Raw genomic sequence first — 24,353 nt, 5'->3', positions numbered from 1 at the left:
CTTGTTTCTATCCAATGTTTGCTACCTGGAGTAACTATGCATCACGGAACAGCGCCAACGGGGAAACCTCCGCAAAAACTGGACATGGTTTGGTTGGAACTGACGTCATTCTGTAATTTGGAATGCGTCCACTGCTATGCCAATTCGGGCCCTACCGGAAAACAAGCTGTAATAAGCGATGAGAAATATCGCCAACTTATAACTGAGGCAGCCCAATTAGGGTGCAGTCGGCTGCAGTTTATTGGGGGAGAGCCAACCGCGCATAAGGCCCTTCCATCGCTGATCGCCCATGCGCGGGCGTCAGGGATACGGAGTGTGGAGGTCTTTACTAACGCAACAATGATTACCGAAAAATTGTTGGAATGCTTTGTCGCCCACGATGTTAGTGTTTTGGTGTCATTCTACTCCTACGATCAAGCTGCACATGACAAGATAACCAAACACAATAAGAGTTTCCAGAAGACGGTTGATGGAATTAGACGGCTTATTTTCAACAATATTCCAACGACAGTATGCGTTATAGAGATGGATATAAACCAGGGGCATTTTCAGCATACAAAATCTTTCCTAACCAACTTGGGTGTTAATAACGTCCACTTCGACGCAATCAGGGGGGTTGGACGTGGCGTTGGCGTCAGCGGCCCGTCGAGAGATATCAATAGTGAACGCGCGGGTAAGCCTGAGTTGGCGTTCAGCGAATTGTGCGGACAGTGCGGAAACGGAAAACTAGCGATCTTGCCGGACGGGGCCGTTTCCCCATGCGTGATGGCTCGTTCTCGTACCGTTGGCTCCGCGCTTGAAACATCGCTGGATGAACTATTGGGTGGGATTCAGATGGAGCGATTTCGATCGGAACTCCGCAAACTAAAGTCCGTGGGGGAGACAGCTTCCGCAGAGGAAACTGAATTTACAAAGATCGTGCGAGTGCCAGATCAGTGCAGCCCGCACACCAACACTGAACCGATGTGTAGTCCAGGTATGCCGCAGCCAGATCAGTGCAGCCCGCACACCAACACTGAACCGATGTGCAGTCCGGCTATGCCGCAGCCAGATCAGTGCAGCCCGCACACCAACACTGAACCGATGTGCAGTCCGGCTATGCCGCAGCCAGATCAGTGCAGCCCGCACACCAACACTGAACCGATGTGCAGTCCGGCTATGCCGCAGCAAGATCAGTGCAGCCCGCACACCAACACTGAACCGATGTGCAGTCCGGCTATGCCGCAGCCAGATCAGTGCAGCCCGCACACCAACACTGAACCGATGTGCAGTCCGGCTATGCCGCAGCCAGATCAGTGCAGCCCGCACACCAACACTGAACCGATGTGCAGTCCGGCTATGCCGCAGCAAGATCAGTGCAGCCCGCACACCAACACTGAACCGATGTGCAGTCCGGCTATGCCGCAGCCAGATCAGTGCAGCCCGCACACCAACACTGAACCGATGTGCAGTCCGGCTATGCCGCAGCCAGATCAGTGCAGCCCGCACACCAACACTGAACCGATGTGCAGTCCGGGTATGCCGCAGTTGGAGCCTATCTCGCGCCTTTTCAATAATTTCGAGGTTGGTCGCGCACCAATCATTCTTGAGTCAGCTGCGTCGAACTCAGAAATATATTCGTTTCAGCTTCTGGGCAGAGAGCTGTGCGACAAACTGGTTTCGATCATTTCAAAATATAAATACCGGAAATCTGCAATCGGTAGCGGAATTTTCATGGAGAACAGAAATTCTGAGGACCTAATTGCAGATGAAGAATACGAGATATTGAAAATGAATTTCGAAAAAGCAACGATGCCCATCTTCAATAGTGTTGCGAAGACTTTGTGGTCGTGGGACTGCAACGCAATTGTCGATCTTTCATTGGTGAAATACGAAAAGGGTTGTTATTTCAAAGAGCACGTCGATGCCTACAACGGAAAAACGCAAGCAAAACGGCACATATCGTTTATTGTGTACCTTAGCGATGAATTCGAAGGAGGAGAAACATACTTCAGGCGGCAAGGGCAGACCATCTATCCAAGGCGCGGCAAAGCTGTGATGTTCCCGTCCGGCGTCACGCATCCGCATGAAGGAAGAACGGTGAAGTCAGGGACCAAATTTGCAGTAGTTGGGTGGCTCGCTCGACTTTAGAGTTTGGTCCTAAATTAAGGTGCGCGATATCAGTCACGCCATTTGGAATTGGTGATTGGATGTCCTTACAGGCTTCATCCGAAGGATGGAGCAATTGGAGTAGAACATTGATGTCTGCCATCAACCATTACATCCCGTGAAAAGTGCTTTCTTCCCCTGAATTGGAGAAACTGCGGAATGAGAAGAGTGGTGAGTACCCTTGGCTTTGGGTTCGAAGGTCAGCTTTGCGATATTTGGGTGAATGTCAGGTTATGGCCGAAAGCGGCTGTCAATGGCAAGCAGCTTTCGGCCAGAAGCGGACCTCAGAGCAGAGCCCGACTCCAGTCAGCTATGAGATCTCTCTTTCGGCGTGGCACTGCTCGCGATGCCAGTTCTGCCAGACTGACAGCTCTTTTTTATAGGTCCTCGGGCAAACTAGTCTGGGTCGAATAAACTGGATGTCACTAGGCTCTTGAGCGAACACGTAGCGATCAGCATGTTCGATGATGATCTTTCGCATCAGCCAAGCCGTCCTAGCATCAGGCGTAGTACCTCGCGACCAAACCTGGTTACCAATGCAGGTGTAGAGCAGGTGTTTCGGGCTCAAGGGTAGGAGTATGTCTCCGTTCTTTACCCCCCAACCGCCACCGAAGTCATAGTTCCTTGAATCCTGGAAGTTAAGACGTATTAGCGGATTGTCAGATGTGGGCCATGACGTGCCAGTCGGAGCATGCAAGATAGTCCACTTGTGGGCAGGTAAGCGGCTTAACGTTTTTGTTAGTAAGTGCCTCATCTGCCAAATCCACAGCCGCCTTCCTACAGTGGTTTCCGCTTTTACCTGGCCGCCGCCATCCGGTAGAGCCTCGATAGATATCTTGAAGAGCGAGTGGGCATCGCTTTCCTCCGAGGAACTACGTAGTGGCTCGTTTCGCCTAACTGCCTCTTCTATTTCCTGGACAGAGCGCTGCAGAGTCTCATCAATCAATATCTGCAGTGTCTCGTTCTGGCGATGTAAGAATTCCCTAAGGCGAGCCGGGGTTCGGACATCTAAGGCAGCCGCAAAACGCACCAGCCGTCTCCAATGCTCGGGAGACATGCGATCTTCTTGGACAACTCGACGGATAGCTTCTTCAGCAGGACTCTCAAATTCACTGTCGAGCCAGCGCTCGAATTCATCCGTCTCTTCTTGCCCCGCAAGGTAGGTATAAAGGTGCTGATGGAAAGCAATTCCTTTCAGGGATTGCTTCTTCCATAGGGGAACGTTTTCGCTTGGAACCAACAATCGATAAGTAGAAATGCGACCTTCATGCGCCCACTGTTTCAGGTAGAGCTTGGGTACGTAGTGGTTGTCTTTACGCAGCTGCTGCATGGCACATCTCGCCGTTGAAGAGAGTCAGATTCAACGCAATCATACATGCTAGGTGCAGACGCGCTGGCACCCGCCATGGGCTTATGTATAGGCACCGCTTCGGGCTAGGAGCAGATGCTAACGACTGACTGCTATTTACTGTGGATTCAACCGGTCGATGCAACAGATTGGCTAAATCGTTCAGCGGGCGTTTCGTAGTTTAGTGTTTTCCGAGGGCGGCTATTTAGCTGCCTTGCCACTTCATTGAGCGTGGCCTGCACAAGGAACACGCCTGGGCGCCCTGCATGTTGAGGGTCTGATTGATCGCGCCGAATACGAGCACCTAATTGTCCGGCGTATTTTGAGAGAAGCCTCGGGCTCTACTGCGCCTAATGATTTTTGAATAGGAGCGGCGGTAGGCATTCTTTGAACTTCAGCTGGACCGCGCTCATAGGCTTTGTGCAGTGCTCATTACCGGTAAGGATTGCTGCGAGCATACCTGTCATGGTCATCAACCCGTTTGAGCTCTGCAGGATCTGCAAGATGAGCTGGTGAGGGTAGCCCTCACTGTGCCGACGTAGCGGATGGATGCCACTGTGGACGTACGAGTTCATAGCAGACCAAGACAGGTCTTTGAACCGGACCAGCATGACCGACGCCTCAACCGGTGCTTTCTTCACGATTGCATCAACCATGTCTGAAACCTGAGGGAGCTTGTTGGCGACCCGCTCGCTTTCCACTGTCAGTGGTGCGGTGAGCTTCTGGATGGCCAGATCGGTGGCCGCGTACAGCATCCACATCGCTCTGGTGAGGGCTTCGAACTGCAAGCGCAACACCGCCATGGCAGTAGTAGGGCACCCAATACCGAACAGAGTTCGCAATGCCTGAGCGTGCTCCAGAGCGACACCGCAAGCAGCTAGGCAGGCTTCGAAGCGCTCGCCTGGGTGTGCTGGTACATTCTCGAGTAGGTGCAGGATCTCATCCTGAAGCTCTTCAGACCGGGCAAGCATTTCCTCAATTTTCATTTTTTCTTCCCTAGTGTGGATCAGATGCAAGGGGTCGCTTTCGCTTGTAGATCCAGAAGCTGCGTACGCTATTGAAAATAGTCATTTTATCGCCGTGGGCCACACGCGAACATTCAACTCCAGCGTCACATTCCCAGAGCCGATGTGCGTCGCCTTTTTGGTCAGCATGTTAGGGGCCTTCCGAGATGCCCAATTGACCTGCTGTTTTCGACACATTTTCGACAGGGTCACGCATCCATCCTATTCTTCCGGGGTGCCTAGCAGTAACCCATCACGAGGGCTGACACATGAAGCTCCAGGTAGGAATCACCGGTGAAGGTCTTAGTCTATGTTTCGGCGAGCGTCAGCGACTTGAACCATGCGCAGACGCCAATCAAGTCTCACCCAGAGGCAACTATGTCTACGCGCACTATGATGAGAAAGAAACGCCATTCTATATCGGAAAGGGGAAGGCGAGACGGGCATGGGACAACTCGCGCCATCAGCTCTGGCATCGATATGTAGAGCGCCACCTAAAAAATAAGTACACGATCCGCATACTCGCAGACAACCTCTCTCCTGCGCAGGCGGAGAATCTCGAAGATGAATGGATTGCCCAAGAGTCAGAGACATTGGTCAACTGGATCAATTTTGGACGAAAGATTGATTTCGATGCATTGAGTAAGTACCACGCACTTCGCAATGCAAACCGCGAACTCATTGTAGCGACGCGCTCATTGGAAAAATCAGACCCAGAGCTCGCTATCTCGCGCTATTACAAAGTCATTGCCGACACCGAGGCATACGCTTCACTGCAACTTGAGCGCGGATTGCTCGGCCTCTTGCTGGATGAGGAGAGGCAAGAATTTGGTTATTCGGGTGAACTGCAAGCTCTTGATCGCCTCACACTCTGCCTTACGCACCTTGGACGCGCCCTTGAAGCTCGATCTGCGACAGAGGAGTACTTTGCAAAATATCGGGCTGACCAGGAGCTTCGCCTTGCCGAGTCGATCAAGAAGCGTATTGCCAAAGCAATCCGGTCATAGCGACAACTACTGGCCGTGACGCTGATGAGAGATCACCTAATTTTGAGTAAAAGGGCCGCTGGGGCTTATGGCACACCTTCAGACTGAGGGTTTCCTGGAGTGAGTCCTAGCACAATTCATTTCATGCCGACGTCACTTCATGGCTCGGTTTAACTCCGGCCTTAGAGGCCGCACCCTACGGATCCAGCATGGCCACCGACTTTGATCTTCTTCGTACTGTGTTTGAGGCAACCCTCCACGAGTTCTTCGCACACGAGACTCAAGAGGTTCTGGAGGGCGTCAATGAGCGCAATACCTGCGGAAGGATGGCTATATATATGCAGCGAGTAGCTGATGCGCATGGGCTCAACGGTTACTTTGCCGATACTGAGTACAACAGAAAGCAGGACGGAAGGGTCAAGACCATTCTTGACCGCGATGGGAGGATCGTCACGATTAACTGCGATCTGATACTACATAGTCGAGGCCAGAAAATTGCCCAGGACAACCTCATCGCTATCGAAGTTAAGAAGCGAGAGGCCCGGAATGAAGACAAGGAGAAAGACAGAGAACGTCTTCGCGCCCTGACCAAATCAAGCTACGATGGCGTGTGGGGCTACGACGATTTCACTCTGCCTGAGCATGTCTGCGGCTACGTTCTTGGTGTCTACATCGAACTGAACCGGCAACATAGAGAATGCCTCATTGAGTATTACCGATCAGGAGAGAAATATGAGGAAAGGAGTCACACATTTTGAGTGCCTACCGACGACTAACTCTATCTCTCATAACTTTTTAGACATATCAAAACATCGCGTCCAATATTGGGTCGGAAGTGACTGTTGCGAATGACCGAAGCCGATCCAATCCTTACCTTCAAAGTATTCGGACAAGGCCTCGTTGAATCATCTACTGCTGCCCTAAATGCAAGAAAACCTTTGCTATCTAGCCTTGTAGGCACGCCTCACGAAGCTGGATAAGCAAGCCGAATATAGGAAGACGGTGTTGTGGCTCGTCGTCGAAGACTATCCGACTCTGGTCTGCTTCAGACTTGCACCTTACGGAAATTCGATGAAGAAGGAAGCAAATAGCATCGAGATTATCCACCTGTCTTTCAAACGCAGCAAATTGCTTTTGCCATTGTTGGATAGCTTCAGTGGTTAACCCGTGTAGTTCGGCGACACCTGAAAATCTGTCGTTGACTATAGCGAGCACGTTGCGTTCAGTTTGGACTCGTGAAAAGAAAGAGCCGAAGCGGTCAGCAGAAGGAGTTCTCACGTGCAACCTCAATTATGTTCTGTGTCCATGTGTATGATGACTGAATACCCTCCATTAGTGCTTCAATTGCAATAGGAGGTGCAGGTGATCCGCGTTGTGACGCGTGGCGAGCGGCAATAAGTGTTTCATAGAAATCTTTACTGCATGGTGGCGCTAGCTCAAGACGCGCCGATACCTCAAATGGTGCTAACCGGCTAAAGCAAGGGAGCCCTAGGATAGACGAGCTCAATGACATACCAACATTGCGAAGAGCAACGTACGCGATGCCTGCTTCGTACACCGGAGATTTACTTCCAAGTATGACGGATTGCTCTGCAGACCTGAGTAAATCGCTAAAGTTTATCGCATCGACTAAACCTCCTGTGTAAGGTGCTGGAGATGGGAAAGCACGCAGATAGTCTTGACGGCTTTCCCACCCAGGTATCGGACGAGCCTCTAGATGCAGATGCCAAGCGAATAAGTGCCCCTCTTTGAACATGCTCTCTAAGTAGCCACACGAATACTCCGCGAAGGTGCAATGCATAGACAGCGCGGTTGAGACTTGGGCCCTTGCGTCAGCCTGTAACCGGCTGTCCGGCGCCTTGTCGTAAACCAGCAGCACGTCGGTGTCGCTCATGGGGTCTTGGTCGCCACGTGCAACCGATCCGAAAAGGTATGCTTTAAATTTATTCATTTCCTACTCTACCTTCTGGCTATATATTTATACAGCACAGGAACAGCTAAACCTATAGATACATAGCGCAAGGTCACCGCAAGTACGGATGTGACAGGGCTTACTGAAACTTCAGAGGCACTTACAATGGGTAGGTCAACATATAGTGATGACAGAAAACAAAGGCTTTTAAAATACTGTTTAAAAAAATCACCAACAGATACGACTTCTAGATTCGTGACTTGACCTACAGCATTGAAAAAGCTCAATACAATCAGAAAAAAAATAGTCGACAATGCTAACCGAAATAGTGACTCTCCATGCCCCCAAATATATCGTTCTGCTAGAAGGCGAATGTGGTGGAAACGGGCATTTAGTCGCTCGCGCATGGAGTATTTATGATAGTAGCCCGTGCCTGCGTTTGCGATACCACGCCAATGTTCAATCTCCGTCCGAGCCTCATGGTATACGACATCTGCCTCCCACTTCGTATCGCCGATGCTGTGAGCATTTGCTCTTAAATTATGCAGCAGTTCCCAGCGTACGTTCGCGTAGGCTGGAAGGTTAGCCAGAAGTTGTGGTATTGGTAATACACAACGATGAAAATCAACATACCTGAAGTCGCAGTTCTCAAAAGTCGCAGAACGAAAAATCGATTCGTGGATGCGTGCGCCGATGAATTTGCAGTTGATAAAAACTGCCTTATGGAAGTAGCCGCGCTCGATGATGCTATATGAAAACGTGCAGTCACTATAAGTGACTTCCTTGCCCTCGATGTCGCGTAAGTGGCGCCCAGAAAAGTCTAGACGCGATAGGGTTCGTGCCGAGCCGGCACCGAGATCGTCCCGAATTATGAGGCTTTCCATGGCTACGCCGTAGGTAATTGGTCTGAGATAACACTGCGGCCCAACTATAGCAGTGCTTAAGCGATACTGATGGAGAAAAAGTGCCACTTCTTACATGAAGCACGCGGGGGAGTCGGAGAATGACGGAACGGGTCTGTTTGAACGCCCTAGCCAAAATAACGACGGCGAACGTCTGAATCTGGCAGATTTTCACTGGTTGCCAGCGGCCGCTTCACGCGTGAGGAAGTCAGTCAACCTTGATCAAGATTATCGAGGCCCGCTTTCTGATAACGTCAGCGTAATGAACTCTCCAGATACAATCCCAACAGTCGGGGGAAGGCACGTCTCTGGCAGACGGGATGGCTCAGATGGCCTGATGTGGTTACTGGTGTAAATTAATTTAAAGAATTGCACTTTGACGAGAGGTGGAGCCAAGCGACCTCTGCTGACGGTCTAAACTAGTTTCACCCTCCCAGGCAGCGCGATGTCCATGAACCTTCAACGCCTACTGCAAGCCGTAAACTCCAGCTCCGTCATCCGCTACAGCGTCAAGCTGGCGGCACTTTCGGGCGATGGATTGGTCTGTCCACCCACTTATAAGGCTGTTCCGCCGCATATCGCCATCCGGGAGGCGTTCATTAATGGGGAAAGACGCAAAGTAGTGGTGCTGGATTCGCCGCAAAGCCAATCCAACCGGATTGAGCATGCCTTGCTTGAGGCCTGTAGGGCTGGCCGCATCCACTATCCGGACATCGTCATCGAATTCCCCGGGATGAACGAGCCGAGCATCTCGGTTCTTCAGCTCTCGAATCGCATTTATGACGCATGCCTAATACACTCCGAGTTTGAAAAGCAATCTTTCTTTAAGACTGAGATCGGCAAAGCCATTAAGGAGGCTCGCCCTGATAAGGCCACTGCGCTGTTCGAACATGCACCCATCACCCTGGTTTTGGGTGGCTGGGACAGCCAGCAGAGGGGTGGGCCACGGGCAGCCAAGATCCAGCGGCTGATAACCTCGGAAATCATCGGTCTGGACGCTCAGGAGACCTCGCTGTCAGCTACCAAACTCGATATTTTGGACATCCGTGGCGAAGACCTTATTGATGCAAACTATCCAACCCACTCCCCCCAGACCAAAGAAGGCCAAGTTAAAAAGCTGAGACCAAGCAATTTGGGCTTCGGCAGTATTCCTTGTACTGGAGGCAAGCGGGCCGCGGTCATCAGTGGCGCTATCCAGACAAGCGTGCTCTCCTGCTCCGGACTGCGCAGTCTCTCCTTTCCCTGCGACAATGGTGATGTTGATCCAGAACGCAACCAAGCCGGTCGCGCCGTGCTGGCTGCCCTAGTCCTTTACGGTTTCTTCGCCCAGATGGAAGCAGGCTACCTGCTACGTTCCCGCTGCGAGCTGGTGCCTGAAGACGACGGTCAGCTGGAGCTCATCGGGCGTACCCTCAAGAACGTGACCAAAGTTCATCTGTCAGGTGACGACACTCTTGCCCTGCTCAATCAAGCCACAGAGTACGCTGCCGCATACGACCTCGGTTTCCGCTCCGAAGTCCTCACTCTCACCCCTGACGACCTCTTAGTGAAGCTGATCGAACATAGTCGCACGGCTGCACTCGCTGAGGTTGGTGAGAACAAGCCCTGAGGAGGCCATGTCTATGCTGCAACTGCAGATTGGCTTCCCAGCAGGTAGGTACTGCGCAGCGCGCATGGGTGACCCTGCTCAGCCTGAGTGGCCTCCACACCCCGCCCGAGTCTACTCGGCGCTGGTTGCAGCCGCCTATGCTGGTGGGCGACAACCGTTGGAACCTGAGCGCAGAGTTCTGGAAGTCTTGGAGCAGGCCGGGCCACCTATTCTGACCTTTCCTGAGGCTGATACGACAGCTGGGGCCGTAAGATACGTCCCGGCAAACGACGAGGGCACCTGGCTCAATAAATCACACGGCCCACTCTTTCCCTATCGGCAACCCAAGTACTTTCCTGCCGCATATCTATTGGGCGAGCCCGAGGTCATTCTAGCGTGGTCGCTTGACCTGAACACGGATGAGCTGGAGCTACTCGACCAGTTAGCTGCACGTATGACGCACCTCGGCACCTCGCACAGCTTGGTGACGGCTCGCTTCAGCTACAGCGACTTCAGTGTCGCAGACTTCTACGCCCCCACCCCCTACGGCCACGTCCCATTGAGGGTGCCTTTACCGGGTAGGCTGAAGGAGCTCGACGAACTCTACGAGGCGCGCGACGGAATCGTGCGACGGCCGCTGCCGCTGTGCGAGGAAATTGTCACTTATGCCCACATTGCGGCTAAACCGGTACAACCCCACGCATCTGCTTATGAATGGTTGGTCTTTCGCCTCAAGGGTGCTGTCTGGGGTGCCAATACTGCGCACATCCTTGGCAAGAGTCTGCGGAAAAGCATCATGTCCCGGCTGGATGCGCAGGCCCCGGCAGCCGTGCATGGTCACGACCAGGATCAACTACACGTGGCATGGATACCTCTGCCGTTTGTTGGCGACCCTCATGCCGACGGCAGGATCCTCGGGATCGGAATAGCGCTTCCAATCACCCTTACCGGACAGGAACGCACCGACACGTTCTTTGCGCTGAACGATCTTCTTACCTATTGGACACTGCCCGGCGGGCAAGAGGCAGAGCTGGAACCCGTCATTGAGGGGCCGGATACCCTACGCGCGCTGCGCCGTCAGACTTGGGCAGATATCAGCACCTGCTGGTCCACCGTAACGCCTGTGATGCTGGATCACCCACCCAAGCGGTTCGAGTCCAGCCGGGTAACCCAGGCACTGGTGGAGTCGCTAATTAATGCGGGCTTCCCTACCCCTGTGTCCGTGATGCTCAGCCAGACCAGCGACTTCGAAGGCGGGCCAGCGGTTCGCGAGATTCCTACCAAGTTGCCCCGCACACATGCCCGGGTGGTCTTCACCGAACCGGTCCAAGGACCGGTCATTGCCGGTCGCTTGAAGTACTTCGGCATGGGGCTGTTCCGGCCGACGCCATGGGAGCTCCGTTCATGAGCCTGCCCAGTTTCGAGGACTTCTACCAGGCGGTTCATAACCATCTGCCCTTCCCTTGGCAGTGTCGAGCTGCCAAGAGGCTGGCCCTCCGCACTACCTTCGCCGTCACAGTTCCCTCGGGCCTAGGCAAATCGAGCCTAGTTGATGCCGCAGTGTGGGCAGCAGCTCGCGGGGCATGGCGACGCATCATCTTCGTCATTGATCGTCGATTGGTGGTCGATGAGGTATACAAAAACGCGCAACTCATTAAGAAAAAGCTACAGCAGAGCCAGGACTCCCATCTACTTGCATTGCAGAAGCGCCTCGGTGAGATACAAGTAGTACGCCTGCGCGGCGGCGTATTCGGGGACGACGACTGGGTGCTCTATCCGGAACGCCTGAGCATCGTTCTGACCACGGTCGACCAGTTGGGCTCGCGCTTGCTGTTCCGTGGCTATGGCGTCAGCCCAAAACGCTGGCCCATGCATGCCGGTTTCTTCTCCGATGACGCCCTGATTGTGGTAGACGAGGCACACCTCAGCATGCCCTTCCTACAGACACTCAACAGTCTGAAGGAAGCTGGCGCCAATCTCGCGCTCATCCCGATGTCGGCGACGCTCAAGAGCGACTGGTCGGAAGAGACGCTTGGTCTAAAGGAGGAGGACCGCGCGCTCGATATCGTCAGACAACGGCTCTCCGCATCCAAGAGGATCCGTTTGCGCGAGGTTGGCATATCCGACAAAGAGTTCGCGAAAGAGGCACTGGCCGCCCTTCACACACTCTGCGAAAAAAGACAATCTCGCAAGGTTGCCATGGTCGTCAACCGGGTCAGCACGGCCCGCACTCTGTTCGAGTTGCTCCGCAAAAAGAAGATTGACTGCACACTCATGACCGGGCGCATTCGCCCCATCGAGCGCGACTGGCTGGTGGACAAGGTACTCCCACAGATCAAGGCGGGTCGAACTCGCAGCGCCGAGGACGAGTTATTCGTGGTTGTCGCCACACAGACGATCGAAGTGGGCGCGGACTTCGACTTCGATGCGCTCATCAGCGAATGCGCCCCCCTTTCCGCCCTGCGCCAACGCTTCGGACGACTCGACCGTCGGGGTCTGCTCGGTGAAACCCACGGCTGGATACTTCGCCGTAACTGTCATAAAGATGATCCTCACGGACAGAAAGCTGATCCAGTTTACCGTGAGGCTAGCGCACAAGCCTGGGAGTGGCTCAAAGCCAGAGCTGCCGACGCTGAGGACGTCGTCGACTTCGGACTGAATACCTTCGACAAACTACTCGCAGAAGCACCAGCCCCGACCGAAGACTGTCCCTTGGCAGCGACCCTGTTACCCAGCCACATTCACGCTCTCAGCCAGACCGGTCCATACGCGCCCAAAGTGGATCTGACAGGCTGGCTGCATGGCCCGACCAACCAAATCCCCGATGTCGTCCTAGTCTGGCGAGACGATCTGAACACTTTGCAGAAGGCATACTGGAAACGGGCCGTCAGCCTGCTACCACCGCTACTCCGTGAGGGTCTGTCCCTGCCACTAGATGAAGCTCGCGCCTTTCTCAAGGGCATGAAGTCAGCTTGCACCCTGAGCGACCTCAGCGGCAGTGGTACCAAAGAGAAAAATACTGCAAAGGAAGCCAAGCAAGTGCTGCGCTGGCGAGGCTCTGGAGACTGCGAGGTAATCCCACCGAATCTCATCCAACCGGGCGATACACTGGTACTGCCCTCCAATTATGGCGGCTGCGACCAATGGGGCTGGGCACCGAAAAACGCCTCCGAGGTTCCCGACCTCGCGGATGACTGCCAACTGGAAAAGCTCCAGGCGAGAGAGCCCCTGCGTTTCACCCTACGCCTGGTCGACGGCCACAGACTTGAGCTTGGAGCAGAAGAAGCGGCCATCTGGGCGCAAGCCAGCATCCTGCGCACCTTGCTCGGACATTCGAACGAAGAAAGTGCTGTGCAAGAGGATATGGCTGGCGCCCTGAGTAAGGCCAGTCACCTGCTGCTGAAGAAGTTACCCTCTGAGCTAAAAAATGCCCTGCAACATGCCCAAATTGAATCTCATCCCGCCGGGCTGGTAGTCCGAGGTAGGGGGATAGAGGATTTCGAAGACCACATCGAGACTGGTCGTCCGGTCAGTCTCGAACAGCATCACCATGACGTCGCTCACTGGGCCAAAAAGCTGAATCGGAACCATCCTCAGCGTGCGGCCCTAGTAGAGGCAGCGGCAATTCACGATGCCGGAAAGGCTGAGGCTCGCATGCAAAACCTGCTGTACGGTCACCCCCTGTATGCAGCACTCGGCCCCGTACTGGCCAAATCGACTCTTCGCAGTCGTGAACAGCAGCATCTGGCTTATCGGCACTCCGGTCTGCCCGAGGGTTTCCGCCATGAGTTTGCCAGTCTCGACTTCGTGCAAATCGAAGACCCATTGATCCGCCATTTGGTGGCGACGCACCACGGGCATGGTCGACCCTGGTTGAAGAACTGCAGCGACCCCACGGCTCCCGGCGCCCACTTTGCCGTTTTAGATAACCACTGGCCGCAACACTTTAGCGAGGCCCTGAGCCGGCACGGTGCCTGGCGGCTGGCCCAACTGGAGTGGCGCCTGCGCGCAGCCGACGCACGCGCCTCGATGGAAGAATCCCTTCAACAGGAAGGTGACCTGCAATGACCCAGAATCGCCCTACTCCACCTTTCCTTGACCTAATCGCGCTGCGCATCGACTCACCCCAAGGATTCCTATCGGCCCTTGGCCTGTTGCGCGTCTGCGCGCAAGACCTCAGATTGGACGTTCGCTTGTCTTGGGTGGCGAGCCATGCGCGCCTGCATGGTATCGACAGGCCAACACTGCTGGACGGCATATCCACGCACATGCGCGGCCGCTCGATGGCTCCGGAGTTCAATTTCCTGGTGTTTCAGGACGATGCCCCACTGGCGGCCCCGGTCAGTAAACTCAACTGCATCCGCCCTGAGGACTACCGTACCGCAGCTAACAACATGCGCGACAATCCGCGTGCTTTGGCCTTTCTCGCAGCATTTGCCACGGACGCGATTGACTCCAAATCCAAACCCGGTTTCGTGACGCCGAACAAGCTCGACTTTTCAGCCGGCCAACAAAAGTTCGTAGACAAAATCCGCAACCTTGCCAACGAACTTGATCCTGCACGGACAGACTTCAAGGCCCGTCTGCGCAATGCGCTTTTCGGTGGCCCTTACGAACAAATAAAGAAACTCAGCTTTGGCTGGGATCCAGTGGCAGTGAGAAGACATGCCTGTGAAGCCGCAGCCCCGACCGACAGCGATCCTCCCTGCCAGCCTTTCAGCATCTGGTTCGCGATTGAGGCATTGCCCTTGCATCCGATTCTTCCAGTCAGCCCACGCCGTGCCGAGACTACTGGCTTTAACAGGGACCACTACGATTGGCCGCAGTGGTCAGAGCCTTTGACGCTGGAAGAGGTGCGTTTGCTGCGGCAACGTCCAGTTGACAAACTCAGGGAACTCGAAGGGGTGCAGGCCATCTGGCGTTCGGCAATCACCCGATCCGGTAAATATCTCACCCTGAGTGCTGCAGAGAGAACCCCAGGCTACCGGCCAGATCCCAAAAAGCTCGCACTCGGCGCAAACGACTGAGTCTGGAGATCTGCGATGGTCTAAGCTGCTTCAGGCGGGATCACGAGATATGTCATCCTGCTCGGTTCGCGGATTCGCTGTAATACCCACAGTCCGCTTAGTTAGTTACAAGTGAAGGGGGTTACCAACTGCAAAACTGGGAATCATTGAAGTCAGAAGTCCCACGCCATCGGCCGCCCGGTGCTGTTGGTCATACCCAGCTGCAATGCTGGGCATCGTCGAAGTCAAAAGTTCCATACCAGCGGCCGCCCTGTTGGCCATACCCAGCTGCCATGCTGGGCATCGTTTGATTTAGCTCGCTACGACACTGGCGGGAACTGGTGAGGAGGTTCCCGTTCTGGTGCCGGGAAGCGGGATTGACTGCTACCTGATGTGCGTGCAAGGCCTGCGTACCGGTGACGACGTGCGTGCAGTGTTGACGCGCCCGCACAATGCCGGGTTCCACCTACTTGTGCACACCCTTTGGAAGCTGATCCCAGAGCCATGATTGGCCGTTCATGATTGTATATCCATAGCCAGCGTATTGCGTGCTCGTGCACCTTAGTGATCGAGTCGAACAAGTACTGCCCCAGCCAGTCATAGCGGACCGCGTGGCTATAGCGCTCGACATAAGCGTACTGTTGCAGATTGCTGACTAGATATTCTCGTGGCAAATGCTGGAGGAGTGCACACATTGGTGTGAGTAGCCGATCAACCCACGCCGCAATAGTGGCTAGTGCACGAAAAACGAGGTAACAAAACATGGGTATCGACTATGCGACCGAATACCCAGTTTTGAAATTTTACGCTTTTGTACTGACTACTTATCGCTTACCTGTGTGATTATTTGCTTGCTATTTATTCGTTTGTTTAAACGAGTAGCTAGAGTAGCACTGATAGCAATACCTTTTCTCAAATTCGATAATCGGCAAAAAACCCTCAATACATTGATTATATTAGAAATTATTAAAACAGCCGCAAACAGACCCGCGAAGACTTTGCCTTATAAACAAGTCACTAAGTCAACCACGAAGACTTAGCGACTTAATTTTTGAGGGTTTTCGATACGAGTTATTCCCACTTAGAAATCTTTCGCTTTTTTAGCCTTCCTTTCTCATATAAATAAATAATAATTAAATATTAATATATATATATAAGAAAGGTAGCTAAAAGTAGCGGGCAAGGCTCTGCCCTGCGGGAGCAGCTGAGCCCTTCCTGTCGGTTCCTTTCAGGCAGCCGTAAACCGTCGGCCAGCTTTTCACCGGCAGCAGTTCGTTCGTACTTCAGTCCTGCGGCTAGGGTTTCGTCGCGTTTATAGTTCACTTCAAGGACTAGGAGCGTCTGGGGGTCGCTCCTTTTCAGGTGGGGCTACCTTGTCGGGTGGGTCCAGGGGTGGATTAAGGACGGCTAATCAACGCCGCAACCACGCGCTGGATTTGCTCCAGTTCTGCGGCGGTTAATTGGCCTTTGTACTGTACCTTGCGCGCTACCCAGTCGACTCTTTTGACTTTATCGGCCAGCACCGCGCTGCGCTTGGCCCCGGCAATCGGCACCTTGAACGGATAGCCCTTGATCTGGGTCGTCATGGGCGCACAGATCATCATACCGCTCGCCCGGTTGTACCCGCCGGAGTCAGCACCACCGCAAGGCGGTGGCCGGCTTGCTCATGTCCAGCCTGCAGGCTGAACCACACCACGTCGCCCGCGTTGGGCACATAGACGCTTTTAGCTATTACCAGACCTCCTTGCCAACCGGTGGCCCCCAGTCAACCGCTTCATGGCGGTTCTCCGGGGTCACCTTGGCCAACAGCGTGGCCAGGTCCAAGGGCTCGCGCACCGGTTCGATGATCATCCGGTTGCCTTCAACCCGCACGTCGACCTCCAGGTCAAGCTCGAACACGGTGCCACCGAGCACGGACGCCGGCAGACGTAGGGCCAGACTGTTGCCCCACTTCTTGATATTGCTTTTCATAGTGGTCCCTCCGGGGCATTTGCATTCGTCGCCACACCACTGCGTATCTACAGTTGTATCTACGTGAGTGACACGGGGCAGGTCGGGCTCAGTTGAGCAGCTTGGTCACCCACACGGTGAGACCAGCCACGGTGATGAACAGGCCAATGGCGAAGGCGAGCGGATACCAGAAGGTCTCGCGGGTGAACTGCCGCGCTTCGACGTTCGGGTCGCGGGACCGACAAGCTTCATGGTCTCGGCCCGCAGCCGGACAATGTCAGCGTGGATTTTTTCGAGTTCGGCTTGGGTCAACATGCGGCTCTCCTTCTGGCCCCCATGCTTCAAGTTCGCGGCCTACCGACGGCGCTTCCAGCCATGCGGTCTCTTCTGCCGACCTCGGCACCTTCCAGTCGCAGCGGGCCAGCAGCTCGTCCAAGGTGTAGTGGGGTTTCTGCTTCGTGCGCTATCGGGGTTGTCTCCTTCTCAGGCAGGTCCGGCTCACACATGCAGGCGGACGGTCATGTCGATGCCCACGGCGCGCATCACCGCCAGCATGGTCTTCAGGGTGGGGTTGCCCTTCTCGCTGAAGGAGCGGTACAGCTGTTCGCGGGCCAGTTCGGTCATGCCCTTCGCGCGGGCGCCGAACACCCCGAAGCAGATCAGTCCCAGCAGCATCTGCCGGGCAAAGCGTAGCCGCTCGCCTTCATTGAGTGACACTCCCGCCCCGCGAACACCGTGGCCAGGCCCATAGTCGGGCTTGTCCATCAGAGACCCACCACGCGGCCCATGGCCTCCAGCGTGTGGTCGTCGCGTTTGCGGACGATGCCCAGCGAGAAGCCGGGCTTGCGCGCCTCACTGTCGGCGATGACCAGCAGGGCGAAGGCCTTACGCATCGCTTCGGCCTTGGTGATGCCGCGACGGCGAGAAATGTCGTTGAGGACCTGGTCGATCTCGTCGGACAGGTCGAGGGTCATGCGCGGCATGGGACTCTCCAGATAGGTGGAGGCGTAGTTACGCCGGTTTAGTGGAGCAGCCTGTAAATCACGGTCATGATCACGGCGATGAGACAGTAGAGCCCACTCACCACGGCCATCGGATACCAGAAGGTTTCACGGGTGAACTTGCAGGCCTCGACTGTCGGTTTCGGGACCTCGGCACTGACCTTGCGCGACTCTTCATTGCGCTGGATTGTCTGGTCGATCAACTGGCTGATCGCGGCATGGATCTTGTCCAGTTCGGCTTGGCTCAAACCGTAGGTGGCCATGGTGTTGGCTCCTCCTTCTCAGAAGGGGTTAAGAACGGCCAAACCTCCTTGCCAACTGGCGGACCCCAGTCGACCGGCGCATGCCGATTCTCTGGGGTGATGGCCGCGATCAGGGCGTCCAGATCAATCTCCGGCGTGTCCATCAGATCCCTACCACGCGGCCAACCGCTTCGAGGGTGTGATCGTCGCGTTCACGAACAATGCCCAGGGAGAAGCCGGGCTTCTTCTTCTCGGCGTAGGCCACCGCCAGCAGGGCGAACGCCCGGCGCATGGCTTCGGCCTTGGTGATGCCGCTTTGCTTGGCGATGTCGGTCAGCGCGCCGTCGATCTCGTCCGACAGGTCGAGGGTAAAACGTGGCATGGCGGATGCTCTAGTCGAGGGAATTGAGTGGAAATTTTACTGCATATTGCAGCTACTGCCGCTACTCCGTCCGACCACTGGCCTGGTGCACGCCCGTCGACCTGCGGCTGTTTGGCACCCTTGCGGCAGTTGTGGTGCAGGCGCGTGGTTTCGGCTGGCCAGACCTTGGCGTAGGTAGACCTCGCCCAACGGGTCACCGAGATCGAAGCTGGTGGTGCCATTCGTGGTCGAAGTCGCCGACGTAGAGCCGGGCGAAGACCATCAGTTCGTCCAGCACGGCGCGGCCCAGCAGCCCGCTGGCGATCGCTGGGCGCCGACCGTGTTGTTCCAGTTCGGCACAAAGGCTCAACGCGCCTCTGCGCTGTGTGTGTGTGCCCTCCCCCCGGTTCTTTCAGGTTGTACAGCGGCGGCTGTAGGTGGCTTCGACAGTCAGGGCCAGGACGCCGTAGGCGGCGAAGCAGGACCAGTCACGGAGCATAAGACATCCAATAGCTGTGGGATGCTTGGGCATGGCAGAAAAAACCGAATTCCCCCCCTCATCGTTCAGAAGTGAGCGGAACGGCTGACCGAGTCACGGCATCGGTACGGTAAAGAGCCAGTTCGCGGTAAACCGTGGCCTGCCCGACACCAAGCTGCTTGGCAATCTCGACCTTAGTCACGCCCTCCCCCGCCAGGCGCAGTATGGCCGCGCGTTTTTCCTCGTGGATTGGCTTACGTCCCTTGTATTTGCCGGCCTTCTGCGCTTTGTCGATCCCCTCGCGCTGCCGCTCCAGCATCATTTCCCGCTCAAACTGGGCAATCCCTCCTAACACGGTCAGGATTAACTTGCCGGTGGGCGTGCTGGTGTCCAGCCCCAGATTGAGAATCTTGACCTCAACCTTTTTCAGTTCCAATCGGTACAGTGTCTGCAGCAGGTCGGTGATCGAGCGAGCCAGCCGGTCGAGCTTAGTGACCACAAAGGTATCCCCCACACGGGCAAACTCAATGGCCGCTTCAAGCTGGACGCGCTGGGCCACGGACGATACCTGTTCTTTAAATATTTTTTCACAGCCACATCGTTCTAATTCGCGCAACTGGGCTTCAAAACCAGCTTCTTGTTCGATGGTTGAAGTACGTGCATAGCCTATATCCATAGGTTTTCTCCCACATATGTTTAAGACTCTGTGATAGCCCACCTCCCAAATAAATTAACCCACTTATATGAGAGGTTTAGGTAGGGCTTCGCCTGCTATCACAAGGGCCGGCTCTATTTGGAGATCGCATATCTTTTTTGTCACACTTCTGGGCCTTCACTAATGCTTAAACGATCAGATTGCCTAGGCTGGCGCGTTCCATCGCTGCCATTTTCGCTAGTAACCGCGCCTCGCAGCCTGCTACTCGAACGCAACGCTGTTAATTTCTTTCTCAGACAAACTAGTTAATTCAGTCCTTTCTTGAGCATTCTGCATTGCTTTTAGGCACCAATAAGAGCGATCCGCGAAGTGAAAACGCGCCACTACCTAACTTACATATAAAACAAAAACCCAACCACCACTCATATAAGCACAACAATCAATAGTGCGAAATATATACCTCGACACAAACTAGATTATTTAGAAATACATCAAGCACCAACAAATATATTAGATGCAAAAAATATTTAATATACCAACAACCCCACCCACGACTTTTTGCTATTGCTTATTTACAAGCACAGACATAAACCCCCTAACCACCTCCAACCAAACTTAAATCCCAATGGTACTCAGTACAAGTTTTTTCCTCCCAATCACATTCAGCACAAGTGCCCCCCAAAAAAAGGTACTCAGTACACGTTTCAATAAAAATATCACAACATATGAAAAAAAGAGTCCAGTCTGTACGCAGCTGTCAAACGCACACCCAATACCGGCACAATACCAGTAAATACTTCATGAAAATCAATACATCATTATCGACAGCCCGTAACATCCATACCCTGTATCACACAGAAACCAGCACGTCGACGAGTGGGATTTTCAGCCAAGAAGTGCCTATCCTGGCTCATCGTTTTGAGATCTTCGGCTACGCTGAAAGTATGCAAACCGACGCACCATGAAACAAGAAACCTTGGGGGGCTTCAGAATGGAAACCAACAAAAAAGTCTCTACCCGACTGAACTGGAACGCTGATGATATTGCGTTTTCAGTATTCGAGCCGGGCAGTCTTAGTTACGAGAACCTGATCAAAGAGCGAGTAACACGTGCCTTCCAGCACCAACCATCCACCCTTATCTACGATGCATTGGCTTTAAGTTACAACCAAATTAAGAAGGGAGAACTGATGCTGCTGGAGTTGCCGAATCGACCGACTATCAGCAACCTGCGCAAGACCCTTGAGGCACGCGGGCTGGACGAGAGCGACTACCGCTTGTTCCGATCAAACTGCGACGACCGCGGTCAGCGCACCCCGAAAGACAGCCGGCCTCTGCTCTTGCACCGCCTCAGTGAAAAAACAATGCGCACGGTGCAGCCTTATTTGACCATCGCGGCAAAAATGGCAGAAGAAGCCAAACAACGTGGTATTTCGCACAACTTCATGAAAGTTGAAAACCAAAAAAACCACAGCCAATAGAGAGGCTTTCGGCCTGAACATTAGAACCTGATTGATTCATTAAACAAACGACGAGGATTGATTACGAGTGACCGCCCCGCTGAAAGAGTGGCACTCAAGTTGACATCGGCTTATCCGGGCCTTTTTCCGATCCACTTTTGTTTTTGAGACGGAACCTCTGGTTTTCAGGGGTGCTATCAAAGGTAACCAAATTGACTAAACACAATCATCCCCGCACCGTCGGGGAAAGCATGACCGCGGATGATCGAATAGCGTACATCCGCAAATTCGCAAAATCCCACCGCCTGTCACACCAGGACCTCGCGCTACTCACTGGCTATTCGCAGCACAGTGTCTCCGGCTGGTTCACCGACTGCGACTCGCGGCGCCATCGGGACGTTCCGGCCAGGGCGATTGATCTCCTGCGGCTGAAACTCACCTTGGAGGAAGTCAACGGCACCACGTCGACAGGGGGGCAACGGCATGTATCACTATTATCAACGATCTGAGCACGACGCCTGGTTTCTGCTTTCCTTCAACGCTGACCAAGACCCGGTGGCGCTGGCCAAGGCGCAGGGCGCGAAGAAGCTCACCATCCTCGCCTTGAACCAGATGGTCAACGATGGCACCGAGGACGAGCTGCCGCGAAACCGCGACAAGATTACTTACCGTGGCCCCCTGTACTTCGACATTGACTGCAAGGATGACCTTGGCCAAGCCATCATCAGCGGCCAGGAACTGGTCGGCAAGCTGACCCACATGGGCGTGCCGAAAGGCTGCATCGAAATCTTTCTGTCCGGCAACAAGGGCCTGCACATTCTGATCAATGAATTGCTGTTCATTGGCCACCGCTTCATCCTGCGCCTGCCGGAAATCTACAAGGAAATGGCCCGCGAACTGTTCGTCATCGGCCTGGACTACTCGGTGTACAGCAGCGGCCGCGGCAACAGCTTCCGCATCGTCAATCAGCAGCGCTATGACGGCAATTACCGGGTGCCGGTGACGCCGGATGAACTGGCCGAGCTGACCGTTGACCGCTACCGCGAGTGGGTAAAGGCGCCGCGCACCGTCGAGGTCGACGCCCCACAAGGCCGGGTGGTATACGAGCTCAAGGCGCTGTTTGAAGAGTCCAAGAAGAGCGTCAACGCCAAGTCCAAGCGGGTGATCATTGCGTCCTCGGCGGACATGGAGGCCATCCGCCAGCCGGTCCCGACCTGCATCCAGATGCTGTGCGACAGCGAATCTCTGAAGGCCGATGCGTCCTACAACCAAGTCGCGACCCAGTTGGCTACCTACATTGTGCGCGCCGGGGTGTCGCAGACGGTGGCCGAAAGCTTGGCGGCGCGGTTGGCCAGCAGTGCCAAGTCGAGCAAGTACAACACCACCAAGTTGCGTCGCGATCACATCGAGGCGCAGATCCGCTACGTCGAACACACACCGACGTTCAGCTTTGGCTGCAACGCGATCCGCGCCCTACTCAGCAAGCGCCCATGTGAAGGCTGCGCGATCGAGGCCGGGGCCAACATGAGTGGCGATCAGGACGGCGGCCTGTGCGCCGTGGTCGAACCCGATGGCTATTACATCCGCCAGGGTGACGGCAAACGCCGCGTCAGCAACTTCACACTGGCGCCCGTCGATATGTTCATTGACGTGCCGCAGGACGGCACCAGCCCGCGCCGGGTCGCCACACGCATGAGCGTGATGAAGGACGGCAACGAGCTGGCCAAGGTCATTTTCAAAGAGGCGGCCTTTTTGAGCCGCACGGCGTTTCTGAAAGAACTGGAAGGGCTCACTGACCTGACGTTTCAGGGCACCGACCAGGAGATTCAGAAAATCAAACTCGCCATTTTTCGGGAGGCTCAGGACGTGGGCGAAATTTTCCAAGTCTACACCGCCGGGGTTCACCTCGACTTTGTCGATGACATCCCCCTGTTCACCTACGTGGAACCGGACATGTCGGTGAACACGGTGAAGGTGCGCGGCACCCACCAGTTCTTCGGCAAGCTGCAGGCCCGCCCGTATTTTGCCCACACCACCATGGCCGAGCGTGGTGATGAAAAGGTGGACCAAGCCCTGGCGCACCTGCTCAAGATCAATCAGAAACACGAGATCGGGCTGATGGTCGGTTGGATCCTCGCCGCGCATTTCAAGACCCACTTCATGCACCTGTACAGCCAGTTTCCGATCCTCTCGCTGTGGGGTAGCGCCGGCGCCGGTAAGTCACAGACTGCTGGCCTGTTCACTTGGCTCAATGGCACCGATTACATGCAGAAGGATTCCGGGGTCAGTGCACCCTCGACCTCGCCCTACGCCATGCTTGATTACCTCTCCAGCACCACGACCATCCCTCGGATCATTGAAGAGTTCAACAAATCAAAGATGAGCAGCAAGACCTATAAGGATGTGGTCGAGCGGATCAAACAAGCGTGGAACGGCGAGTCGACCCTGAAAGGCCGCCTCGGCCGCGGCTCCCTTGGGCGCACCGGCGCCGAAGCCGTGGCCATCCCGCTGTCGTCGCCGCTGATCGTGATCTCTGAACAGGAGATCGAGGTGCCTGCGATTCAGGAACGGAGCATTCGCGTACACCTGACTAAAATCAAACGGGGGAAAAGCCGGGATCATTTCCGATTGGCCAAGGCGAGCCGTAATCACTTGCGCCGCTTCGGTAAGGTAATCATGGCTAGCGCCTTGAGCACGCCGTTCGAGGACATCAAGGCACTTATGGAGAAGGCTTCCGAACTGCTGCCGCCGGAAATGGATGACCGTCCGCGCTTTTCTTTGCAGGTGGCCATCTTCGGACTGTGGAAGTTAAAGGAAGTGTGTGAGCATCTGCGTTTATTCCAGTCACTGGACACGCTTGACCCCATCATCAAGGCAATGGTTGGCCACTGCGCCAATTCCGGCGACGGTTATGTGCAGAGCGAGATTGACCTGGTGCTGCAGAAGATCGCAATCATTGTGGCGATTTCGCGCAGCGCCGATGAAGCGGCGAGCGGCACGGTGTATCTAACCGAGGGCTTACACTACACGGTAACGCCCGAATACCTGGTCCTCGACCCGGTCCTGTCCCATGCCAGCTACACGCGGTATTGCACCGTCGATGAACGCAGCGTGCCGGTAATCGACAGCGGCGCGCAGTTCGTCAAGTTGATCACCGAAGAGCCCTATTTTGTGAAGAACGCGCCGCACGCAGGTATGGGCGGTGGACGTGCGATGCTCTACCTGTCGCTCAAAGAGCTGCAGGCGAAGAACATCGACATCAGCCTGCTCGGCTGGGGAGGCGAGCATGCAATTGCCGACTTGGACTGATCAC

Annotated in this window: 20 protein-coding genes and 2 pseudogenes; 9 read left to right on the top strand and 13 right to left on the bottom strand. The window is 54.8% G+C overall.

All coding sequences use genetic code 11. The features are described 5' to 3' along the window. Positions 1 to 36: 36 nt before the first annotated feature. Positions 37 to 2,130 (top strand): radical SAM protein, encoded by a 2,094-nt coding sequence (locus tag AC3IP0_RS07145; RefSeq protein ID WP_489327025.1) that lies wholly within the window; start codon positions 37 to 39, stop codon positions 2,128 to 2,130. Positions 2,131 to 2,458: 328 nt separating this feature from the next. On the opposite strand, the gene AC3IP0_RS07140 is transcribed toward AC3IP0_RS07145, so the two are convergent. Together AC3IP0_RS07140 and AC3IP0_RS07135 are read right to left on the bottom strand one after the other, a co-directional pair. Next, positions 2,459 to 3,478 carry a DUF4238 domain-containing protein gene (locus AC3IP0_RS07140; protein ID WP_489327024.1) on the bottom strand — a complete coding sequence of 340 codons (1,020 nt, stop codon included), beginning with the start codon at positions 3,476 to 3,478 and terminating at the stop codon, positions 2,459 to 2,461. Positions 3,479 to 3,846: 368 nt separating this feature from the next. Further along, the gene (locus tag AC3IP0_RS07135) at positions 3,847 to 4,482 is read right to left on the bottom strand and encodes a DUF6988 family protein (protein ID WP_489327022.1); all 636 of its coding nucleotides are present in this window, start codon (positions 4,480 to 4,482) and stop codon (positions 3,847 to 3,849) included. A gap of 287 nt (positions 4,483 to 4,769) precedes the next feature. On the opposite strand from AC3IP0_RS07135, the gene AC3IP0_RS07130 reads away from it, so the two are divergent. Next, positions 4,770 to 5,507, top strand: a complete 738-nt coding sequence (locus AC3IP0_RS07130) for a GIY-YIG nuclease family protein (RefSeq protein WP_489327020.1) — start codon at positions 4,770 to 4,772, stop codon at positions 5,505 to 5,507. 188 nt (positions 5,508 to 5,695) lie between these two features. Then, positions 5,696 to 6,244: a hypothetical protein gene (locus AC3IP0_RS07125; RefSeq protein WP_489327019.1), complete on the top strand. Its 549-nt coding sequence runs from the start codon at positions 5,696 to 5,698 to the stop codon at positions 6,242 to 6,244. A gap of 500 nt (positions 6,245 to 6,744) precedes the next feature. Here the strand turns inward: AC3IP0_RS07125 and AC3IP0_RS07120 are convergent, their stop codons facing one another. Next, positions 6,745 to 7,437 carry a nucleotidyltransferase domain-containing protein gene (locus tag AC3IP0_RS07120; protein WP_489327018.1) on the bottom strand — a complete coding sequence of 231 codons (693 nt, stop codon included), beginning with the start codon at positions 7,435 to 7,437 and terminating at the stop codon, positions 6,745 to 6,747. Between the two features lie 8 nt (positions 7,438 to 7,445). Further along, positions 7,446 to 8,282 carry a pentapeptide repeat-containing protein gene (locus AC3IP0_RS07115; RefSeq protein ID WP_489327016.1) on the bottom strand — a complete coding sequence of 279 codons (837 nt, stop codon included), beginning with the start codon at positions 8,280 to 8,282 and terminating at the stop codon, positions 7,446 to 7,448. A gap of 469 nt (positions 8,283 to 8,751) precedes the next feature. On the opposite strand from AC3IP0_RS07115, the gene cas7g reads away from it, so the two are divergent. The 4 genes from cas7g to AC3IP0_RS07095 are packed head-to-tail and all read left to right on the top strand — an operon-like array spanning position 8,752 to position 14,915. Further along, entirely contained in the window at positions 8,752 to 9,909 is a 1,158-nt protein-coding gene (cas7g, locus tag AC3IP0_RS07110; protein WP_489327015.1) for a type I-G CRISPR-associated RAMP protein Csb1/Cas7g, read from the top strand. Between the two features lie 13 nt (positions 9,910 to 9,922). After that, positions 9,923 to 11,296, top strand: coding sequence for a type I-G CRISPR-associated protein Csb2 (csb2, locus tag AC3IP0_RS07105; RefSeq protein WP_489327014.1), 1,374 nt, complete (start codon positions 9,923 to 9,925; stop codon positions 11,294 to 11,296). Beyond that, the gene (gene cas3g, locus AC3IP0_RS07100; protein ID WP_489327013.1) at positions 11,293 to 13,956 is read left to right on the top strand and encodes a type I-G CRISPR-associated helicase/endonuclease Cas3g; all 2,664 of its coding nucleotides are present in this window, start codon (positions 11,293 to 11,295) and stop codon (positions 13,954 to 13,956) included. Before csb2 ends, cas3g begins: the two co-directional genes overlap by 4 nt. Beyond that, positions 13,953 to 14,915 (top strand): type I-G CRISPR-associated protein, Cas3-extension family, encoded by a 963-nt coding sequence (locus tag AC3IP0_RS07095; RefSeq protein WP_489327011.1) that lies wholly within the window; start codon positions 13,953 to 13,955, stop codon positions 14,913 to 14,915. Before cas3g ends, AC3IP0_RS07095 begins: the two co-directional genes overlap by 4 nt. Positions 14,916 to 15,388: 473 nt before the next feature. Here the strand turns inward: AC3IP0_RS07095 and AC3IP0_RS07090 are convergent. From AC3IP0_RS07090 to AC3IP0_RS07050, 9 genes and pseudogenes are all read right to left on the bottom strand, one after another. After that, positions 15,389 to 15,544, bottom strand: a pseudogene (locus AC3IP0_RS07090) (integrase core domain-containing protein); the annotation flags it as partial. A 747-nt stretch (positions 15,545 to 16,291) separates the two neighbouring features. Continuing rightward, a pseudogene (locus AC3IP0_RS07085) lies at positions 16,292 to 16,504 on the bottom strand (type II toxin-antitoxin system PemK/MazF family toxin); the annotation flags it as partial. Between the two features lie 121 nt (positions 16,505 to 16,625). Continuing rightward, positions 16,626 to 16,865 (bottom strand): AbrB/MazE/SpoVT family DNA-binding domain-containing protein, encoded by a 240-nt coding sequence (locus tag AC3IP0_RS07080; RefSeq protein ID WP_217857769.1) that lies wholly within the window; start codon positions 16,863 to 16,865, stop codon positions 16,626 to 16,628. 477 nt (positions 16,866 to 17,342) lie between these two features. Next, positions 17,343 to 17,609 (bottom strand): helix-turn-helix domain-containing transcriptional regulator, encoded by a 267-nt coding sequence (locus AC3IP0_RS07075; protein ID WP_489327009.1) that lies wholly within the window; start codon positions 17,607 to 17,609, stop codon positions 17,343 to 17,345. Then, complete coding sequence (locus AC3IP0_RS07070; RefSeq protein ID WP_489327007.1) at positions 17,609 to 17,827, bottom strand: hypothetical protein; 219 nt, start codon at positions 17,825 to 17,827, stop codon at positions 17,609 to 17,611. The genes AC3IP0_RS07075 and AC3IP0_RS07070 overlap by 1 nt, the downstream gene beginning before the upstream one ends. 38 nt (positions 17,828 to 17,865) lie before the next feature. Further along, the gene (locus AC3IP0_RS07065; protein WP_489327005.1) at positions 17,866 to 18,108 is read right to left on the bottom strand and encodes a hypothetical protein; all 243 of its coding nucleotides are present in this window, start codon (positions 18,106 to 18,108) and stop codon (positions 17,866 to 17,868) included. Between the two features lie 142 nt (positions 18,109 to 18,250). Continuing rightward, the gene (locus AC3IP0_RS07060) at positions 18,251 to 18,469 is read right to left on the bottom strand and encodes a ribbon-helix-helix protein, CopG family (protein ID WP_217857771.1); all 219 of its coding nucleotides are present in this window, start codon (positions 18,467 to 18,469) and stop codon (positions 18,251 to 18,253) included. A 193-nt stretch (positions 18,470 to 18,662) separates the two neighbouring features. Further along, a complete protein-coding gene (locus AC3IP0_RS07055) occupies positions 18,663 to 18,818 on the bottom strand; it encodes a hypothetical protein (RefSeq protein WP_489327004.1) in 156 nt (51 codons plus the stop codon). A gap of 187 nt (positions 18,819 to 19,005) precedes the next feature. Beyond that, entirely contained in the window at positions 19,006 to 19,602 is a 597-nt protein-coding gene (locus AC3IP0_RS07050) for a recombinase family protein (protein WP_489327002.1), read from the bottom strand. Between the two features lie 940 nt (positions 19,603 to 20,542). Between AC3IP0_RS07050 and AC3IP0_RS07045 the strand changes: the two genes are divergently transcribed. Next, the gene (locus AC3IP0_RS07045; protein ID WP_489327001.1) at positions 20,543 to 21,061 is read left to right on the top strand and encodes a hypothetical protein; all 519 of its coding nucleotides are present in this window, start codon (positions 20,543 to 20,545) and stop codon (positions 21,059 to 21,061) included. 462 nt (positions 21,062 to 21,523) lie between these two features. Beyond that, positions 21,524 to 24,349 carry a hypothetical protein gene (locus AC3IP0_RS07040; RefSeq protein ID WP_489326999.1) on the top strand — a complete coding sequence of 942 codons (2,826 nt, stop codon included), beginning with the start codon at positions 21,524 to 21,526 and terminating at the stop codon, positions 24,347 to 24,349. The last annotated feature ends 4 nt before the right edge of the window (positions 24,350 to 24,353 follow it).

Source organism: Pseudomonas sp. GL_103, from assembly GCF_057835175.1.
This window is presented reverse-complemented; position numbering and strand designations above follow the sequence as displayed.

Coding starts and splice junctions, on each gene's coding strand:
- AC3IP0_RS07145 (WP_489327025.1), top strand. CDS start 37: ATGCATCACGGAACAGCGCCAACGGGGAAACCTCCGCAAAAACTGGAC.
- AC3IP0_RS07140 (WP_489327024.1), bottom strand. CDS start 3,478: ATGCAGCAGCTGCGTAAAGACAACCACTACGTACCCAAGCTCTACCTG.
- AC3IP0_RS07135 (WP_489327022.1), bottom strand. CDS start 4,482: ATGAAAATTGAGGAAATGCTTGCCCGGTCTGAAGAGCTTCAGGATGAG.
- AC3IP0_RS07130 (WP_489327020.1), top strand. CDS start 4,770: ATGAAGCTCCAGGTAGGAATCACCGGTGAAGGTCTTAGTCTATGTTTC.
- AC3IP0_RS07125 (WP_489327019.1), top strand. CDS start 5,696: ATGGCCACCGACTTTGATCTTCTTCGTACTGTGTTTGAGGCAACCCTC.
- AC3IP0_RS07120 (WP_489327018.1), bottom strand. CDS start 7,437: ATGAATAAATTTAAAGCATACCTTTTCGGATCGGTTGCACGTGGCGAC.
- AC3IP0_RS07115 (WP_489327016.1), bottom strand. CDS start 8,282: ATGGAAAGCCTCATAATTCGGGACGATCTCGGTGCCGGCTCGGCACGA.
- cas7g (WP_489327015.1), top strand. CDS start 8,752: ATGAACCTTCAACGCCTACTGCAAGCCGTAAACTCCAGCTCCGTCATC.
- csb2 (WP_489327014.1), top strand. CDS start 9,923: ATGCTGCAACTGCAGATTGGCTTCCCAGCAGGTAGGTACTGCGCAGCG.
- cas3g (WP_489327013.1), top strand. CDS start 11,293: ATGAGCCTGCCCAGTTTCGAGGACTTCTACCAGGCGGTTCATAACCAT.
- AC3IP0_RS07095 (WP_489327011.1), top strand. CDS start 13,953: ATGACCCAGAATCGCCCTACTCCACCTTTCCTTGACCTAATCGCGCTG.
- AC3IP0_RS07080 (WP_217857769.1), bottom strand. CDS start 16,865: ATGAAAAGCAATATCAAGAAGTGGGGCAACAGTCTGGCCCTACGTCTG.
- AC3IP0_RS07075 (WP_489327009.1), bottom strand. CDS start 17,609: ATGGACAAGCCCGACTATGGGCCTGGCCACGGTGTTCGCGGGGCGGGA.
- AC3IP0_RS07070 (WP_489327007.1), bottom strand. CDS start 17,827: ATGCCGCGCATGACCCTCGACCTGTCCGACGAGATCGACCAGGTCCTC.
- AC3IP0_RS07065 (WP_489327005.1), bottom strand. CDS start 18,108: ATGGCCACCTACGGTTTGAGCCAAGCCGAACTGGACAAGATCCATGCC.
- AC3IP0_RS07060 (WP_217857771.1), bottom strand. CDS start 18,469: ATGCCACGTTTTACCCTCGACCTGTCGGACGAGATCGACGGCGCGCTG.
- AC3IP0_RS07050 (WP_489327002.1), bottom strand. CDS start 19,602: ATGGATATAGGCTATGCACGTACTTCAACCATCGAACAAGAAGCTGGT.
- AC3IP0_RS07045 (WP_489327001.1), top strand. CDS start 20,543: ATGAAACAAGAAACCTTGGGGGGCTTCAGAATGGAAACCAACAAAAAA.
- AC3IP0_RS07040 (WP_489326999.1), top strand. CDS start 21,524: ATGTATCACTATTATCAACGATCTGAGCACGACGCCTGGTTTCTGCTT.